Genomic DNA, 16,460 nt, shown 5'->3' with positions numbered 1-16,460 from the left:
TGTTCAAAGTGCCGCTGTGTGTCATGAGGATGCTGCACCCATCCCTGCTCCCGGCCGCTACGAACCACTGACATGAAAAAGCTCGGACTCCGGACCAAAGGCCCCGAAACCATGGCAGCGCTGGCAGGCGTGGTCTCTGCCGCCGTCGTACTCGCGGTTGCCGAGCTGATCGGCGCCTTCTTCACCGCCAGGGCCACCCCGGTGTTTGCCCTGGGATCGACGTTCATCGACTTCACGCCGTCGTGGATGAAGGACTTTGCGATCGCCACGTTCGGGACTAATGACAAGGCTGCGCTGTTCGTGGGCATGGGCTTGACCATCGCCCTGCTGGCCTGCGTCCTGGGGGTTGTGGCCTACCGGAAGTGGGCCTTGGGCGTCCTGGGTGTGCTGTTCATGGGCGTTGTAATTGTGGCCAGCGTCCTGACTCGAGCCGGGGTTGGGCCCGCCGATGCCATCCCCTCCGTCCTGGGAACCATCTCCGGGCTCATCGTCCTGCGTCGACTCATGGTGCCGTTGTGGGGGTTGAAAGCATGGCCGGAAGCCCCTGCCGACATAGCGGCCGACGCCGATACTCAGGTAGGCGGCGCCGGTACCAGCCGCCGTCGCTTTTTTGCAGCCGCCGGGATCACCGCCGTCGCCGCCGGTATCGCGGCGACCGGTGGGCGGCTCCTGGGGGCCGCGCGCAACAATGTTGCGCAGGCCCGGGATGCACTCAGGCTGCCGGCGCCGGTTAGGGCCGCGCCCCCTGTTCCGGCTGGGGTCCAGTCCCCGGTTCCGGGAGTCTACCCCTGGCTGACACCGAACAACGAGTTCTACCGTATTGATACGGCGCTGAGCGTCCCCGAGATCAACGTCAACGATTGGTCACTGCGGGTGCACGGAATGGTTGAGGAAGAGGTTACCCTCACCTTCCAGGACCTGCTCGACGCCGATCTGATCGAATCGCACGTCACCCTCACCTGTGTGTCCAACCCGGTGGGCGGAAAGCTTGCTGGAAACGCCAAATGGCTGGGCCTACCCATCCGCGAAGTCCTGAAAAGGGCCAAGCCAAAGGACGGCGCGGATATGGTGCTCTCACGATCCATCGACGGCTTCAGTGCCTCCACTCCGCTGGAGGTCCTTCAGGATGACCGCGATGCCATGCTGGCGATTGGCATGAACGGTGAGCCGCTTCCGGTGGAGCACGGATACCCCGTCCGCATGGTGGTTCCGGGGCTGTATGGGTTTGTCTCCGCGACCAAGTGGGTAGTGGAGTTGGAGGTCACCCGCTTCGCGGACAGCAAGGCCTATTGGACCGAGCGCGGCTGGTCAGAACGTGGCCCCATCAAGACCATGGCACGGGTGGATGTACCTACGTCCTTTGCGAGATTGAAGGCAGGGAAGGTTGCTGTGGGCGGTACCGCATGGGCCCAGACCCGGGGAATCACCAAGGTGGAAGTCCAGATTGACGACGGCGATTGGGTGGAAGCTACCCTCTCCGACGAAGCATCCACCATCACGTGGCGCCAATGGTCCTATGAATGGGATGCCACGCCCGGCATGCACTATGTCAAGGCCCGGGCCACCGACGCCACTGGCGAAACCCAGACCGAAAAGCGCGCCGATCCGGTGCCTGACGGAGCCTCGGGTTGGCCGTCGGTGATGGTGACGGTGGAGTAAGGGTTCGGGTTGGCGCGACCAGCCGTGCCTTTTGAGCTGCCTATGTTTTGTTGCCCGTCAGGGCGAGACTTCCGCCTAGGCCGATCATCATGAGGCCGCCGCCAGCGCTCATCCGGGCGAGGCGTTTCGGGTTTCGGGCGAACCAGGCGCGCGCGGTGCCTGCGGTAACGGCCCATATGGTGTCGCTGGCGAGGGCGATCGTGAAGAAGATCATTCCGAGGGCCGTCATTTGGAGGGGGATGGCGCCGTGGGCGTAGTCGACGAATTGGGGGAGGACTGCGACGAAGAAGACGATGGTCTTGGGGTTGGTCACGCCGACTGTGAATCCTTCGAGTAGGAGCCGGAAAGAGGACGGCGGAGTCTTGGCTGTGGAGGATGCGTCGGTGTGGTCCTTGCGGTGACGAAAGGCTTGGATGCCGAGATAGACCAGGTAGGCAGCACCGATGAACTTGATGACTGTGAAGACAATTATCGATTCAGCGACGATGGAACCCACACCGAGGGACACAAGGGCGACGGCGGGGAGCATGCCGAGGGCGTTGCCGAGCACACTTAGGACGCCGCTCTTTCGTCCGAGGGCGAGCGAGCGTCCGATCACGAAGAGCACGCTTGGACCCGGGACGACGATGAGCGCGAACGCCGCAAAGGCGAAGGCCCAGACGCTGGCTGCGGGCAACATGTTGAGTTCCAATCGACGGCAGGATTAGGTAAACCGAATGTAACGCACTTCGGGTCCCGAGAGGATGCGAGATGTCGTCGTTTATAAACGCGCACCCAGAGTCGGGGGGACTCCTACCCCCTTAGGCAGAAATACGCCATCCCGAGTACGCCTCGGTAGCCCTCTTCATATGCTGCGCGTTGTTCCTCATATCGCCGTCGGACCTGTTCTGCGGCGGGGTGGTCGGCATCGTGTGCTTCGAGCCAACGGGTAAACCTGTCGCGATACCCGGTCTCGAAGACGTCCCACTCGTGAACGCTTGCCTGGTCGCCGTCCACCACGTCGAAACCAGCGGAGCGGATCTGCTCCCGTAACGCATCTTCCGTCAGGAACTCGTCATCACGTCCAGCCAGAGGGGCAGTGGCATCCGGATGCGGCGTTGCCGACCAGATCGCCTCGCCGTAGACGAGCCGGCCGCCGGGAAGCACCAGAGATCGAAGGACGCGCAGGGCTGCGGCGTAGTCGAGCGGCTGCGCGTCCTCCACCGGCGGCCCCCAGATCTGGCTCGCGCCGATGCAGATGACAGCGTCTGCTGGGCGATCCGGGGCTTCGAGCCCAAGCATCGAATCAAACGTCACTCTGTCGAGCAGCCCACGAGTCAATGCTTGTTGCCTCGCTCGGTCGATGAACGAGGAAGCACTGTCCACTCCGCGTCCCCGTGCCTGCGGGGCCTCCGTCAAAACCCGAAGCAGTAGTTCACCCCATCCGCACCCCATGTCCAGAACCTCAGCCGGCGCCGGGTCGGACAGGAAGGCCACAAGGTGTGCGGCGCGTTCCTCGGAGAGCGGGGTAAGCCAGGTCAGGGACTGGCTAATGCTCACCGCGTGACATGTCCACGACAGGCGTGGCAGCGACGAACCCGGCCGCGAGGTAGGTTGCCAGAGCGCTTTTATTGGCTCCTTCGGCGGCCACCACGGCGCTGGAGGAACCCATCTCCCGCAGTACAGCGGCTCCCGCACGGGTGATCGCCACCCCGTAGCCGAGCCCGCGATGGTCCTTGTGCACGCCCATGGGCTCGATGAGGCCGGGACGCCCCGGTCCGGCAGACCATACTGTTGTTACCGCGACCGCACTGCCTTGTGCGTCGAAGGCGACGAGGTTGCGCGATGTCTCTGCGAAGGGCCCGGAGATCATCGTCAGCCACCGGTTGACGAGCGTCTGGCGCACGCCATCATCGAGCGGGGTTCCCCGGAACGCGGACCAATGCACGTCTACCCATTCTCCGGCCTGGTCGTCGTCGATGATCTCGATCAGGGTGCCTGTCGGCTGGACAGGTGCGGAGAGATCCAAGCGCAAGGGAATCCACGGTTCGTCCTCTTGCCAGCCCTGTTGTCCCAGAGCCCGCGTCAGAGCACCGGCGCCTCGCGCCTCCACCGCCGCCTGTCCCTGGGCAAACACGCCGCCTTCAGAGTCTTCGATCGAGTCTGCGATCCGCTTTGCAAGGCCGGTGTCGTTGCGTAGCGCCGGGTCGATCGCCAGACGAAGGAGCTGCGGGCCATCGAGAAGGCCGATGGCGGCCGGTGCCCCACCCTCCGCCCAGATCCGTATCGCTGACGCCGTCTCGTCGGCGCCGAGCCGCGAATACCAGCCAAGGTCTCCAGGATGCAGGTGGATGGGGCCGCCATCCACCTGCCATCGAGCAAGGGTCTCTCCCAGTTGCGTGAGCCGTGAAGCATCGGGCATGTTCATCTCTGCCTCCTCATCGGGTTCGTACCCCTTGATCGAGTCCCGACAGGAAGACGACGACGGCGGTGCTGCCGCCGTCGTCGTCTCTTACATCCCGTCACTAACGTCGGCTAGGTCCGCCGCTGATGCTCAGCCGATCAGGGCCGTGGCAGCTGAGTAGCGGGCCAGTGCGGTGTACGCAGTTTTGGTACCTGTCACGCGAACTTTGATGGAGCTTCCTTTGTCCGCGGCGACCAGTTTGTACGTCTGGGCTGTGGCGCCCGAAATGGCGGTGCTTCCGCGGAACCACTGGTAGGTCAACGTCACCGGAGCCGGCCCCCACACGCCGGGGGTCGCGGTGAGCGTGCTGCCTACCGTTGCGGTGCCCGCGACAGAGGGAGTGGGCCCGGTCAACGTTCCTACCGCCACGGCTGCAGTCGCAGCGGAAGTCTTGGCCGCCGTCGTAAACCCTGCCTTGCTGCCCGTGACCCGAACGGTCATGGTCTTACCCAGATCCGCGGCAGCCAATGGGTAGGTAGCTGAGGTGGCACCGGTGATCGCGACGCCACTCCGGAACCACTGGTACGCCAACGTCACAGGGGCAGGACCCCACGCGCCTGGCACAGCCGTTAACACCGAACCAACCTTGGCTGTCCCCGATACCGTGGGTACCGGCGCGGTCAACGTTCCTACCGCCACGGCTGCAGTCGCAGCGGAAGTCTTCGCCGCCGTCGTAAACCCTGCCTTGCTGCCCGTGACCCGAATGGTCATGGTCTTGCCCAGGTCAGCGGCAGCCAATGGGTAGGTAGCTGAGGTGGCACCGGTGATCGCGACGCCGCTCCGGTACCACTGGTACGCCAGCGTCACCGGGGCAGGTCCCCATGCCCCGGGAACTGCCGTTAACACCGAACCAACCTTGGCTGTCCCCGATACCGTGGGTACCGGCGCGGTCAACGTTCCTACCGCCACGGCTGCAGTCGCAGCGGAAGTCTTCGCCGCCGTCGTAAACCCTGCCTTGCTGCCCGTGACCCGAACGGTCATGGTCTTACCCAGATCCGCGGCAGCCAATGGGTAGGTAGCTGAGGTGGCACCGGTGATCGCGACGCCGCTCCGGTACCACTGGTACGCCAGCGTCACCGGGGCAGGTCCCCACGCGCCTGGCACAGCGGTGAGGACAGAACCGACCTTCGCCGTTCCGGACACCGTGGGTACCGGCGCGGTCAACGTGCCCGGCGCAACAGTGACAGAGGCCTGGCCGTAGTAGGGCTGGAGTGGCCAGTCGTGGACGCTGAGTCGTACGGTGACTTTTTTGCCGGCGTCGGAGGTTTGCAGGAGGAACGTGGGCCCGTTTGTCCTGTAGTCCTGCACACCGTTGACGTACCAGTCGTAATAGGGGCCAAAATCAGGGGCGGGGTTCAAGGTGCCGTGGTCAACGGTCAGCGTGTTCCCGGCGCTGGGCGTTCCCAGAAGAGTGAAGGGCTTGGACGACGTGACGGCGTCGGCGCCCGACTTACCGCCGTGAACCGAGGTGGTGTGCGGGGCATATCCGGTCTTGGTCCCGGTCACCTTTGCCCAGATGTCGTACCCGGCATCAGCTGCGGTGGGTGTGTAGACAGTGGTGGTGGCGCCGGCAATGTCCTGCAATTCGGAATTGTCCTTGGAACGCTGCCACTGGTAGGCGAGGGTCACCGGAGCCGGTCCCCATACGCCGGGATCGACGGTCAGTTTCTGTCCCGCCTGGGCAGAACCGTAAACGAAGGGCCTGTCAGGTGTCAGCGACAGCCCTGCAACGTCCAGCTGCATGGTCAGCTTTACGCGCTGGCCGGCAGCAGTTGCCGTCAGAACGGTTGCCGTGTCCTTGGTGGGCGTGTTGTCGTAGCATTCGGCCTTGTACCGCTTATCGCGGGGCGCGCCCTCGTAGACAGTGTCCGAGACGCAGAGCTTGTACTTCTTGCCCACTGTCATTCGCCAGTAGATCTTGCCCTGCGCATTCGAGGTAAGCGGCCCCATCTGGGGGCCTTCCCAGGCTGCCGTTGCGTCGTTGTACACCCACGGGATATAGCCGACGTCGGCAATCGGCGCGCCCGCAGGATCGACGACGGTGGCCTCCATGAGGGTTTCATCCTTGAGGACGAAGTTCACGTTGGTCCAGTTAACTCCGGCCGGGACCGTGGCTGCCGTGTAGGTGTCCACGGTGCCGGTGCCGGTCCAGTACTGCTCCAGGTAGAGGCGCTGGCCCGACTCGTCCCGGACGCTGATGTATGCCTGGTTGGGCGGGATTTTGGTGAGGGTGAAGTAGCCGTTGGCATCGGGCTTGGTGCTGCTCACTTGTCCGCCATTGTTGGGTGACGCTGAGACGGACACTGCAGTCAGGGGCTGGCCGGCCTTATTGGTGACCCGGCCACTCATGCTGCCGAAGGCTTCCAGCTGCGGGTTGTACGTGGTGGTGGGGGCAGCATCGGTGACGGCAACCGGCGTCGAACCGTAGGAGCTGGACTGGTTGGAGTTCCACTCGGAGGCGTAGGTGGCGGAGCAGGGTCCGCTGCTGCAGGTGGTCCAGATTTTGTAACTGCCGGAAGCCGGCACGGTGAAACTGTAGGAACCGTCGGGAGCAGACCACGCACCGGCAACGAAGTCGGCCCGGTCGTCATTGGTGTAGGCACCCACCCACACGTCGCCCAGCGCAGTGGCCGTTGCTGTGGCCGTCAGTTTTCCCTTGACCACACCTTTGAAGGTATAGGTCGCGGCCGAGGCGGGCGCGATCCCGGCGAAGAGACCCGCGGCCACCAGGGCGACTGCCGCCAGGATGGCCCACACCCCCTGCCGTGTTCTGTGAAACGGATGGTCGGCGGCAGGTCGCGGCAACGGCATGGGTAAGGTCCTTTTCCCCAAAAAAGTGACTGAAGGGACCGAGCGGTCCTCTGCCATCGTAAGCGCCGGCCCGCAGCAGTGCCATGGGGAGTTCTATACTGCGGCGAGCGGCTGCTGATTGAGTCCTTCCAGCCTCGCTTGGAGTTCGTCGGAGGTGGGAGGGTTGGCGCCGGGCCTGCTGACGGTGATCGCCGCGGCCAAGGCTGCGGTCTGTCCAATGCTCTTGAGGGCTGGTGGTGCAAACGCCTTTTCGCCTCTGGCCAACACTTCAAAGATGAGGGCGGCCATGTAGGAGTCGCCGGCGCCGATGGTGTCTGCAACGTGGGTCTTCGCTGATGGGACGTTGAGGCGTGCTCCGGGTGTGGCCAGGAGCGCACCTTCAGCGCCCCGGGTGATGACGGCCAGCCGAGGCCCATGATTGAGGAGACGGGAGGCGACGTCCTCCGGTGAGGATGCGGGGTACAACCAGTGCGCATCTTCGTCACTGAGTTTGATGACGTCGGTGAGGGGGAGGAGGTCCTCGAAAATCTTCTTTGCTTCGGCATGACTGCCGAGGAGGGCCGGGCGGATGTTGGGGTCATAGGTAACCAGGCAGGAGTCGTGGCTTTGTTCCAGGAGGGTGCGCACAGTGGCGGCTCCCGGGGCCAGGAACGTGGCGATGGATCCGGCATGAAGGATTTTCGGAATCGTGGCCGGTGCTACGGGTGCAAGTTCCCAGCGGATGTCGAACTCGTAGCTGGCCGAGCCGTCCGTTGCGAGGGTGGCGGTGGCGGTGGCGGTGCGCTCCAAGGATGTTGATCCGGGAAGCAGCTGGACGCCTGCGCTGTGGAGGTGGGTGGTGATGGCGGCGCCGTGTTCGTCCTCGCCGATAGCTGTGAGGAGCCCGGTCGGTACCCCGAGGCGGCCCAGGCCGTAGGCGACATTGGCGGGAGAACCGCCCGGGTAGCTGAGGCTGCCTTCCCGGGTGTTCACAATATCTACCAGGGCTTCGCCGATGACGAGGACGTCCAGTTGGTTATGGGCGAAGTCGTTTGGGTGAAGGTTGTGCATCTCGGTTCTTTCGTCGGGTTAACGGTGGGAGGTGGAGGTATGGGTCCGTCCGCAGACCTGGTGGCAGGTCTGCGGACGGAGAAAGGGGTTCCGATTTGGGCGGAAGGTCCGGACGGAAGGCCCGGTGTGGCACTTAGGCCTTGGCCGCACCCGTCATGATGGCGACGGCGTCGGTCATCGTGTGGGATTGCGGGGTGATGGTTGCCGCGCATTTGCCGAGGCGCTGGATGTGGATGCGGTCTGCAACGTCGAACACGTGAGGCATGTTGTGGCTGATCAGGATGACCGGCAGCCCTCGGTCGCGAAGGTCCCGGACCAGCTGGAGCACCTGGTTGGATTCGCGTACTCCCAAAGCGGCTGTCGGTTCGTCAAGAACCACCACCTTGGATCCGAAGGCCGCTGCACGGGCTACGGCCACGGCTTGGCGCTGGCCACCGGAGAGGTTCTCCACCGGCACGGTGACGTCCTGGAGAGTGGAGATGCCCAGCCGGGTCAGCTCTTCCTTGGCTTTCCTGCGCATGCCCTTGGTGTCGAGGATTCGGAAGAGGCTTCCCAACGGTCCGGGGAGCCGCTCTTCGCGGCCGAGGAACAGGTTCGAAGCGACATCGAGGGCCGGCGAAACGGCAAGGTTCTGGTAAACGGTTTCGATGCCGTGGACGCGGGCGTCCTGCGGCCGTTTGAAGTGAACCTGCTGTCCGGAGACGAAGAGTTCACCGGTGTCGGGAACTTCGGCGCCGGTGAGGCATTTGATGAGCGTGGACTTACCGGCGCCGTTGTCGCCGATGATGGCCAGAACTTCACCGGGGTAGAGGTCCAAGCTGACACCGTCGAGACCGACGACGCGGCCGAAGGTCTTGACGAGGTTCCTGGCCTTGAGGATGGGCTCGCGGGTTTCGGTGCGGGGGGCTTCGAAATCTGTGGTGGTCATGACTTGACCTTTCGGATCCATTGATCGACGGATACGGCAATGATGATCAGGATGCCTACGGCGAGGGTCTGGTAGAGCACGTCCAGGCCGGCGAGGGAGAGGCCGTTGCGGAAGACGCCAACGATCAGGGCTCCGAGCAGCGAACCCCAGATCGAGCCACGGCCGCCGAAGAGGCTGGTGCCGCCAATCACGACGGCGGTGATGGAGTCCAGGTTCAGGTCGACGCCGGCGTTGGGGCTGGCGGCATTGGTACGGCCGATCTGGATCCACGCGCCGACGGCGAGGACTGCGCCCGCGGCAAGGTAAACGCTCATCAGGACGCGGTTGACGGGAATGCCGGCCAGGCGGGCTGCTTCCTTGTCATCGCCCACCGCGTAGACGTGCCGTCCCCAAGCGGTCTTGCCCAGAATGAACGCTACGGCCACGTAGAGGAGGAGCATCATGACCACACCGGTGGAGATCCGGACGGGTCCGATCGGGAAGGTGCTTCCCAGCCAGGTGAGCATGTCCGGCATGGCGGAGCCACGCACGGTGCTTCCGCCAGAGTAGAGCAGCGTCAGAGCGATGAAGATGTTCAGGGTTCCCAGCGTCACGATGAAGGGCGGGAGCCGGAATCTTGTGACCAGGAAGCCGTTTAATGCTCCGGAACCAAGGCCGACAACGAGACCGGCCAGCAGCGCAATAGGCCCTGGAATGCCGTTGCTGACCGCGAGCTGGGCGATCACCATTGAAGACAGGATCATGACCGCGCCCACGGAGAGGTCAATGCCGGCTGTCAGGATGATCAGCGTCTGGGCAATAGCCAAGGTGCCCACCACGGCTACCTGTTGAGTAATCAGGGACAGGTTCTCAACGCGCAGGAAACGATCGTTGAGGAGCCCGAAGACCACCACGGCGATCAGCAGCACAATAGCCGGGCTCAGGGCTGGGTATCGGTGGAGGAGGTTGCGGATTCTGCTGAGGGGCGTCTGGCGGTCGAGGAATTCCTCGGCCAGGTCAGCATGCCCCGCGCTCGGGGGGCCGGCGGTCTGTTGCTGGGTCACTTGGGTTGCTCCTGAACTTCCATGTTCTGATAACTGCTGGGTATGCGGGGGAGACGCTGGTTGGAGCGTCTCCCCGCGTCGGAAGGGGTTACTTGCCCCAGCAGATCTGGGATGCCTCGGTGGTGGTGATGCTCTTCACGCCGTCTGCGGGCTTGTCGGTGACGAGCTCGACGCCGGTGTTGAAGAAGTCAAGACCCTCAGAGTTGGCAGGCTTTTTGCCAGTCTTTGCCAGATCAACGATGGCCTTTACGCCCAGCTCGGCCATTTTGACCGGGTACTGCTGTGCCGTTGCGCCGATCACACCGGACTTGACGTTATTCACACCTGAGCAGCCGCCGTCGACGGAGACGATCAGGACGTCCTTTTCCTTGCCCGCGGACTTCAGAGCCTCGAAAGCACCTGCGGCAGCGGGCTCGTTGATCGTGTAGACAACGTTGACGTTGGGGTTCTTGGCCAGCAAGGTCTCCATCGCGGTACGTCCACCGTCTTCGGCTCCCTGGGAAGCCTGGCTGCCGACGATTTCGTAGTCACCGCCCTTTCCGCCGGTGTACGTTCCCGTCTTGGCTTCGTCACCGTTCTTCTTCTTATCCGCGGTGTCGATGCCGAGGCCGGTCAGAAAGCCCTGGTCGCGGTTGTAGTCCACCGAGACCACCTTGTCGTCAAAGAGGTCGATGAGGGCGATGACAGCCTTCTTGCCCGCCAGTTGCTGGGCGGTCCACTTGCCGATGAGCTCGCCGGCGTTGAAGTTGTCCGTGGCAAACGTGATGTCAGCGGCGTCTGCCGGGTCCGGCGGGGTGTCCAGTGCAATGACGAACAAGCCAGCGTCCTTGGCCTTCTTCAGGGCATCCACAACCGAGGGACCGTTGGGGGTAATCAGAATGCCCTTATCACCCTTGGAGATTGCATTCTCAATGGCCTGGATCTGGGTGTCCTCGTCACCGTCGGCCTTGCCCGCCGCAAGCTTAAGGTCGACGCCGTCCGCCTCGGCGGCCTTCTTTGCGCCGTCCTGCATGGAAACGAAGAACGGGTTGGAAGTGGTCTTGACGATCAGCGAAACACCGATCTTCTCGTCGGAACCTCCGCTGGATGAAGGGGAGGAGTTGCCTCCGCAGGCTGTCAGGCTAAGTGTGCCGAGGGTCAGGACTGCGCCGGCGGCAAGAAGACGGTTCCGGGTGGACCGCGTGACTTTGGAACTCAACATTGAAACTCCTGGTTTTGTGGCTGTTGGCGGCGCATTTTCTGCGACTGACAACGTTGTCATGGAACATGTAAGCAAGCTCACACGATAGAGTCAAGTATTAAATCGAGTTGAGGAGCAGCAAGTTGACAACGATGTCTAGTCGTCACCAGTCCGACTCCGGGCGCAAGCGGCCCACCATGAAGAATGTTGCCGATCTCGCAGGCGTTGGGATCAAGACAGTCTCCCGCGTAGTGAACGATGAGCCGGGGGTCTCCGAGGCGACCCGCCAGCGGGTCATGCGGGCGACGGAACAGCTGCAGTACCAACTGGACATCACGGCGGGCAGCCTGAAGCGTTCCGGACGCAAGACCCAGTCCATCGGCCTGCTGCTTCCGAGCGTTTCCAACCCATTCAGTGGCGAGATCCACAGGGCCATGGAAGACGCCTTGGCTGTGCGCGGCATTGCTGTCTTCGCTGCAAGCCTGGACGACGATCCTGACCGGGAGAGGAAACTCATTTCAGCTTTCCTGGGCCGTCGGGTCGACGGGCTTGTGCTGACGACCATCGCCAAGAGCCAGGCGTACATGATTCCGGAGCATTCCCGCGATCTGCCACTGGTATTCGTTGACCGTGAGCCCGCGGGCATTGAGGCTGATGCGGTAGTGACTGATAACGAAATTGGTGCGGCAAAGGCGGCGGCCCATCTCATCCAGCATGGGCATACCCGGCTGGCTTACCTTGGCGACCGGACTGATATTCAGACTGCCGGGAGGCGCCGGACAGGGTTCCTGGATGGTGTGGGACAAGCAGGCGTTTCCACGTCCGGCGTCGCCGTTCGTGAGAACTTGCATGACGAGGAAACCGCATGCCGGGCTGCTCACGAGCTGCTTACCTCAGAGAACCCGCCGACGGCGATTTTCTCCAGTCAGAACTTGGTGACGTTCGGCGCCATGCGGGCCCTGAAAGCCCTTGGACTGCATCACAAGGTTGCTCTCATTGGATTTGACGATTTCACCCTGGCCGACATGATGGACCCCGGGATCACGGTGATCGCCCAGCATCCCGAACGCATCGGCAAGCTTGCGGCAGAGCGGATCCTTGCAAGGATCGATGGCGACGAGAGTCCCGCCCAAACGTATGTCATCCCAACTGAACTGATACAGCGGGGTTCCGGTGAAATCCGGCCCTCAGCTGACGCGGGCAAATAGCTGAGCAATCCGAAACCAACCGAGCAAAGGACTGGCCATGACCAAGACACTGTACGCGGAGTTCACTGTCAAAGAAGGCAGTGAGACCCGCGTCGCGAAAATGATGGAAACGCTGACTGAACACGTCCGGAACGAGCCGGGGAACGTGATGTTCCTGCCCTACACGCGGGAAACCAACCCGCGGGAGTACTTTGTCTTCGAGGTCTACCGGGACGAGCAGGCCTTCCAGGAGCACATCGGCGCCGACTACGGCCGGGAGTTCAACGCCGAACTTGCCGATCACATTGAGGGCGACGGTTCAGCCCTGACCTGGCTAAACCCACTGATCTGACCGTAGAAGCAGGGACGGCGGCCCGACGAAAGCCGGTCGCCGTCCCTGCTGCGTACGTTGCTTACTTCTTTCCGGGAAGGAACATTGATCCTTCCATAGGGGTCACTGTGAGGGACTTCAGTTGCGCTGTTCCACCCTCCGCGAAGAGGGTCATCTTGTCAGCGCCGGCGTTGGGGAATACCTGATCGGTGATGGTCCGGAGACCGTCGCCGGAGAACACTTCCACCGATGAGCGGTCTACATAGACCCGCAGGGTGACATTGCCCTTTTTGTCCAGGGCGACGGGGGCGTCCTCAATTGAAGCGAAGGCCGGGTGGAAAGAGGTGTTTCCCGATTTTGTGCGGTCGACGAAGACCGTCCCGGTGGTGGAGTCGTAGCCGATGACGGTGGAGGAGTTGCCGTCGCCCAGTACGGTGATGCCTGACTTTTTCGCCGTGCCGGGTGCGAACGTGATGTCCACACGCTGGACCTGACCTGAAGCAGCAGCGGGCAGCGGGGTTGTTCCGGCCTTGATGGCACCGCCATTCCTGTCCGAATAGCTGGGCTTTTTCGCGAGCTTGTCCACCTGCTTGACCACGCTTTGGGTAAGGCGAGGTCCATCGGGTGTCTGCGTCAGCTGCACCTCCCGGGGCAACGACATGGCGCTGCGCCAGGGATTGGTGGGGATGTTGTTGGCGTAATCCCAGTTGTTCATCCAGCCCAAGATGACCCGCTTGTTATCGGGCATGTTGGAGAAGGAAACGGCCGCGTAGTAGTCGCGTCCGTAATCCAACCAGTCATAAGACTCCAGCCTGGACTTCGCAGCTGTGGAGCTGGCTGTGAACTCATCGGCGAGGATGTGCCCCCATCCGAATCTGTTGTTATCGACAACCTTGATGTGTGCCTGCTGGCCAACGAATTCCTTTGTATCCCACGAGACCCAATCCAAGCTCTCGCTGTCGTTGCCGGTGGCGGTACGAACCACTTGTCCGTTGACAACCAGGTTCACCGTTTCTTCATCGGACCTGGCGACGGCGGCTGTGTCAGTGAGCATGACGTGATCAAGGGTAATGTGGCCCCACCCGCCGGTAGCTTCGTCAACGATCCGCAGCTGTGCCTTCTGTCCGGCGAACTCCGAGACATCCCAGCCTTTCCAGTTCAGCAGTCCCGCGTTATCACCCGCCAGGGAGCGGACCACATTGCCGTTGACAAGCAGTTGGACAGCCAGGGTCTCGCCTGAGCCCGCCGTTCTGTTGCCTCCTCCTACCAACATGGACATGAAGTCCTGGGTGATGGGGAACTCGGGTGAGGTCAGGGTTCCCTGGCGGTCATCACCGGGTACGGCGCCTGTTTCGAAGGTGTTGATTCGCTTGGCGCCGATGTAGAAGTCCCCGCCGCTGGTGGCCGGCTGGTAGTTGGGGGTCAGGTCGCCTGTCCCAGTCCAGCCTGCATCGGCCAGCGTTGTGCCGTCGGGAACCTCGAAGCCGTCAAACTTCAGCTCTCCCGGGGGCGGGGTGTTGTCCAACTTGTCGGAGACGCGGGGGTGCTTACCGCCGCCGATGAGGAAATTAAGGTAGTCGTCGGTCACTGTGAAGGTTGGTGACTGCATGGAACCCAGCGGCCAGTCGCCGTCGTTGAATGAGTTGATCAGTCCTGTTCCGCTGAATCCGGTTACCGGACTCTGCCCGGGCAGGGAGCCGGGCGCGGGAGCGTCACCGAAAGGACCGTTCTTCCAGTTGCCTGGTTCGTTGTTTAAGGTCCATCCGTTGTAGGTGCCGTCGTTGAAGCCTGCCATGACAGTGCCGGCCGGTACCTCGGCCACTGGTTCGGTGGTTTCGGAGGTGAACGTGGTGCCGTCAAAGTTGCCCACGAAGTACTGTCCGGCCGATCCTCCCGCGACACCGCCGGGGTTGATATTGACCACCATGACCCACTTGATGTTGTTAGTATCCCCATCCACCGCCAGCGGGAATAGATCAGGGCATTCCCACTGTCCGCCAGTAGCGTTGGCCGGCCCGAATTCGCTCAGGGCAGTCCAGTCCTTGAGGTTGCCGGACTTGTAGAGGAGCACCTTGTGATCCTGCGATTCGACCACGGTCATGACCCAGTAGCCGCCGCCGGACGGGTTGTCGTACCAGAAGACTTTTGGGTCCCGGAAGTTGGCAGAATTGCGGTTCAGCACCGGGTTTCCTGAGTATTTGGTCCAGGTCTGCCCGTCATCCAGGCTGTAGGCCAGGGACTGGGCTTGCAAGCCCCGGTGCGGGGAAGCTTCCTTGTAGGCGCTGGTGTAGACGGCCACCAATGCGGGGTTTTCTTTGGTCCCGAAGCCCGTGGTGTTGTCCTTATCAACCACGATGCTGCCCGAGAACACATCCTCCTGCGCGTCGGTGGACAGGGCCAGGGGCTGTTCTTTCCAATGAACCAGGTCCTTCGACGTCGCGTGACCCCATGACATGTTTCCCCAAGTGTTGCCGGAGGGATTGTGCTGGTAGAACAGGTGGTAGACCCCCTTATGGAAAACCATCCCGTTGGGATCGTTCATCCAATTTTTCGCTGGCGTGTAGTGGAAAGCAGGTCGAAACTCCTCACTTCCCACCTCGGGTGCTGCAGAGGCCGGTGCCACGCCGGCCATGAGGCCCGAAAGCGTCAGGCCCGCCAGCGTCAACGCAGACGTCGCTGCCCGCATCCTACTGATCGTGAATTTAGTCATTGTTCTTCCAAGTCGCCCTTCATCGCGCGTGCCCATCCCCACTTAGACAACGTTGTCAGTGCGTTGAAAGCTACGATAAGTCCACCGGACAAGTCAACGGTCGTTCGGGATGATGGCAGGGGATCGCCAGAGCCTGGACAGGTCGGACATCGTTGTCGGCGATTGAGTGCGCGGTGGCAGACGGCCGACGACGGCGGGTGCTGCCGCCGTCGTCGTCTGTCCGACACCTCAGCAACTGGAGCCGGAGGCCTCCAGCCGGGGGGGGGGCGCAGTACGGTTGGAGGATGGTTGATGTTGCGGGGAGTCGCTGGGTAGTTACAGGTGCGGCAGGGACGATTGGATCTGCCTTGCGGGCGGCCCTCGTAAAGATGCAGGTTGAGCTGGTGTCCACCGATATTCGCTCGATGTCGCCGGTGGGCCCGCAAGATGTGGTGGTGACGGCGGACCTCGGTGACCTGAGCTCATTGGTGGAGCTGTTCGGAAACGCGGATGGCGTGATCCACCTCGGGGGAATTCCCGATGAGGCGGATTTCCATGACTTGGCTGAGGTGAACATCGTTGGCACCTATCACGTTCTTGAGGCTGCCCGTCGTGCCGGGGTACCCCGGGTGGTCTACGCCAGCAGCAACCGTTTGACGGGTATGTACTCCGCAGGCGATCCGGTTTCATCGGACATGCCACCCCGTCCCGACGGCTTCTACGGCGTTTCGAAAGTAGCGGGAGAAGCCCTGTGCCGGCTCTACGCGGACAAATTTGGCATCAGTACCATCGCCGTGCGAATCGGCAGCTACGAAGATCGGCCAGGTTCCGCCCGCGAACAGCGGACCTGGCTTAGCCCGTCAGATGCGGTTCGGGCATTCCTCGCCGCGATGACGACCACAGAACATGTCGCCGTCTTTTACGCTGTCTCCGCGAACGCAGTCCGGTGGTGGGACCTGACGGCGGGAGACGCCATCGGGTTCTTTCCTGAGGATGACGCAGCCCGATGGGGAGCGGCGGAGGATTATGATCCAACCTTGCCTCAAGGCGGGATTTACGCGAGTAAACAGTATTCCGTCGACAGGATGTCCCTGTAGCGGGGTGTCTTCAGCTGGCAGCGGTCGCGGCGAAAACCCGCA

Annotated in this window: 14 protein-coding genes; 5 read left to right on the top strand and 9 right to left on the bottom strand. The window is 62.6% G+C overall.

Annotated features, from left to right (window positions below; translation table 11 throughout):
- Positions 1-72: 72 nt before the first annotated feature.
- Entirely contained in the window at positions 73-1,659 is a 1,587-nt protein-coding gene (locus tag ABIE35_RS08670; RefSeq protein ID WP_354514101.1) for a molybdopterin-dependent oxidoreductase, read from the top strand.
- A gap of 40 nt (positions 1,660-1,699) precedes the next feature.
- On the opposite strand, the gene ABIE35_RS08665 is transcribed toward ABIE35_RS08670, so the two are convergent.
- The 3 genes from ABIE35_RS08665 to ABIE35_RS08655 form a co-directional block, all read right to left on the bottom strand.
- A complete protein-coding gene (locus tag ABIE35_RS08665) occupies positions 1,700-2,338 on the bottom strand; it encodes a LysE family translocator (protein ID WP_354514099.1) in 639 nt (212 codons plus the stop codon).
- A 113-nt stretch (positions 2,339-2,451) separates the two neighbouring features.
- Positions 2,452-3,198, bottom strand: coding sequence for an SAM-dependent methyltransferase (locus ABIE35_RS08660; RefSeq protein ID WP_354514097.1), 747 nt, complete (start codon positions 3,196-3,198; stop codon positions 2,452-2,454).
- Positions 3,188-4,066, bottom strand: coding sequence for a GNAT family N-acetyltransferase (locus tag ABIE35_RS08655; protein WP_354514096.1), 879 nt, complete (start codon positions 4,064-4,066; stop codon positions 3,188-3,190). The genes ABIE35_RS08660 and ABIE35_RS08655 overlap by 11 nt, the downstream gene beginning before the upstream one ends.
- Between ABIE35_RS08655 and ABIE35_RS08650 the strand changes: the two genes are divergently transcribed.
- Positions 4,059-4,223 carry a hypothetical protein gene (locus tag ABIE35_RS08650; protein WP_354514093.1) on the top strand — a complete coding sequence of 55 codons (165 nt, stop codon included), beginning with the start codon at positions 4,059-4,061 and terminating at the stop codon, positions 4,221-4,223. The genes ABIE35_RS08655 and ABIE35_RS08650 overlap by 8 nt on opposite strands.
- On the opposite strand, the gene ABIE35_RS08645 is transcribed toward ABIE35_RS08650, so the two are convergent.
- From ABIE35_RS08645 to ABIE35_RS08625, 5 genes are all read right to left on the bottom strand, one after another.
- Positions 4,193-6,913, bottom strand: coding sequence for a carboxypeptidase regulatory-like domain-containing protein (locus ABIE35_RS08645; protein ID WP_354514091.1), 2,721 nt, complete (start codon positions 6,911-6,913; stop codon positions 4,193-4,195). The genes ABIE35_RS08650 and ABIE35_RS08645 overlap by 31 nt on opposite strands.
- A gap of 93 nt (positions 6,914-7,006) precedes the next feature.
- Positions 7,007-7,963, bottom strand: coding sequence for a carbohydrate kinase family protein (locus ABIE35_RS08640; protein ID WP_354514089.1), 957 nt, complete (start codon positions 7,961-7,963; stop codon positions 7,007-7,009).
- A gap of 133 nt (positions 7,964-8,096) precedes the next feature.
- The gene (locus ABIE35_RS08635; protein ID WP_089593486.1) at positions 8,097-8,891 is read right to left on the bottom strand and encodes an ATP-binding cassette domain-containing protein; all 795 of its coding nucleotides are present in this window, start codon (positions 8,889-8,891) and stop codon (positions 8,097-8,099) included.
- Entirely contained in the window at positions 8,888-9,934 is a 1,047-nt protein-coding gene (locus ABIE35_RS08630; protein ID WP_354514087.1) for an ABC transporter permease, read from the bottom strand. Before ABIE35_RS08630 ends, ABIE35_RS08635 begins: the two co-directional genes overlap by 4 nt.
- Before the next feature lie 88 nt (positions 9,935-10,022).
- Positions 10,023-11,135 (bottom strand): substrate-binding domain-containing protein, encoded by a 1,113-nt coding sequence (locus ABIE35_RS08625; protein ID WP_354514086.1) that lies wholly within the window; start codon positions 11,133-11,135, stop codon positions 10,023-10,025.
- Positions 11,136-11,311: 176 nt separating this feature from the next.
- Here ABIE35_RS08625 and ABIE35_RS08620 point away from each other — a divergent pair, with 176 nt between their 5' ends.
- Together ABIE35_RS08620 and ABIE35_RS08615 are read left to right on the top strand one after the other, a co-directional pair.
- Entirely contained in the window at positions 11,312-12,322 is a 1,011-nt protein-coding gene (locus ABIE35_RS08620; RefSeq protein ID WP_354514664.1) for a LacI family DNA-binding transcriptional regulator, read from the top strand.
- A gap of 37 nt (positions 12,323-12,359) precedes the next feature.
- Complete coding sequence (locus tag ABIE35_RS08615; RefSeq protein ID WP_354514084.1) at positions 12,360-12,653, top strand: putative quinol monooxygenase; 294 nt, start codon at positions 12,360-12,362, stop codon at positions 12,651-12,653.
- A gap of 61 nt (positions 12,654-12,714) precedes the next feature.
- Here ABIE35_RS08615 and ABIE35_RS08610 read toward each other — a convergent pair whose 3' ends face one another.
- Complete coding sequence (locus ABIE35_RS08610; RefSeq protein WP_502921379.1) at positions 12,715-15,318, bottom strand: GH32 C-terminal domain-containing protein; 2,604 nt, start codon at positions 15,316-15,318, stop codon at positions 12,715-12,717.
- A gap of 308 nt (positions 15,319-15,626) precedes the next feature.
- On the opposite strand from ABIE35_RS08610, the gene ABIE35_RS08605 reads away from it, so the two are divergent.
- On the top strand, positions 15,627-16,418 hold the full coding sequence (locus ABIE35_RS08605; RefSeq protein WP_354514080.1) for an NAD-dependent epimerase/dehydratase family protein: 792 nt from the start codon (positions 15,627-15,629) through the stop codon (positions 16,416-16,418).
- Positions 16,419-16,460: the final 42 nt, after the last annotated feature.

Source organism: Paenarthrobacter sp. 4246 (assembly GCF_040546855.1).
GTDB lineage: Bacteria > Actinomycetota > Actinomycetes > Actinomycetales > Micrococcaceae > Arthrobacter.
This window is presented reverse-complemented; position numbering and strand designations above follow the sequence as displayed.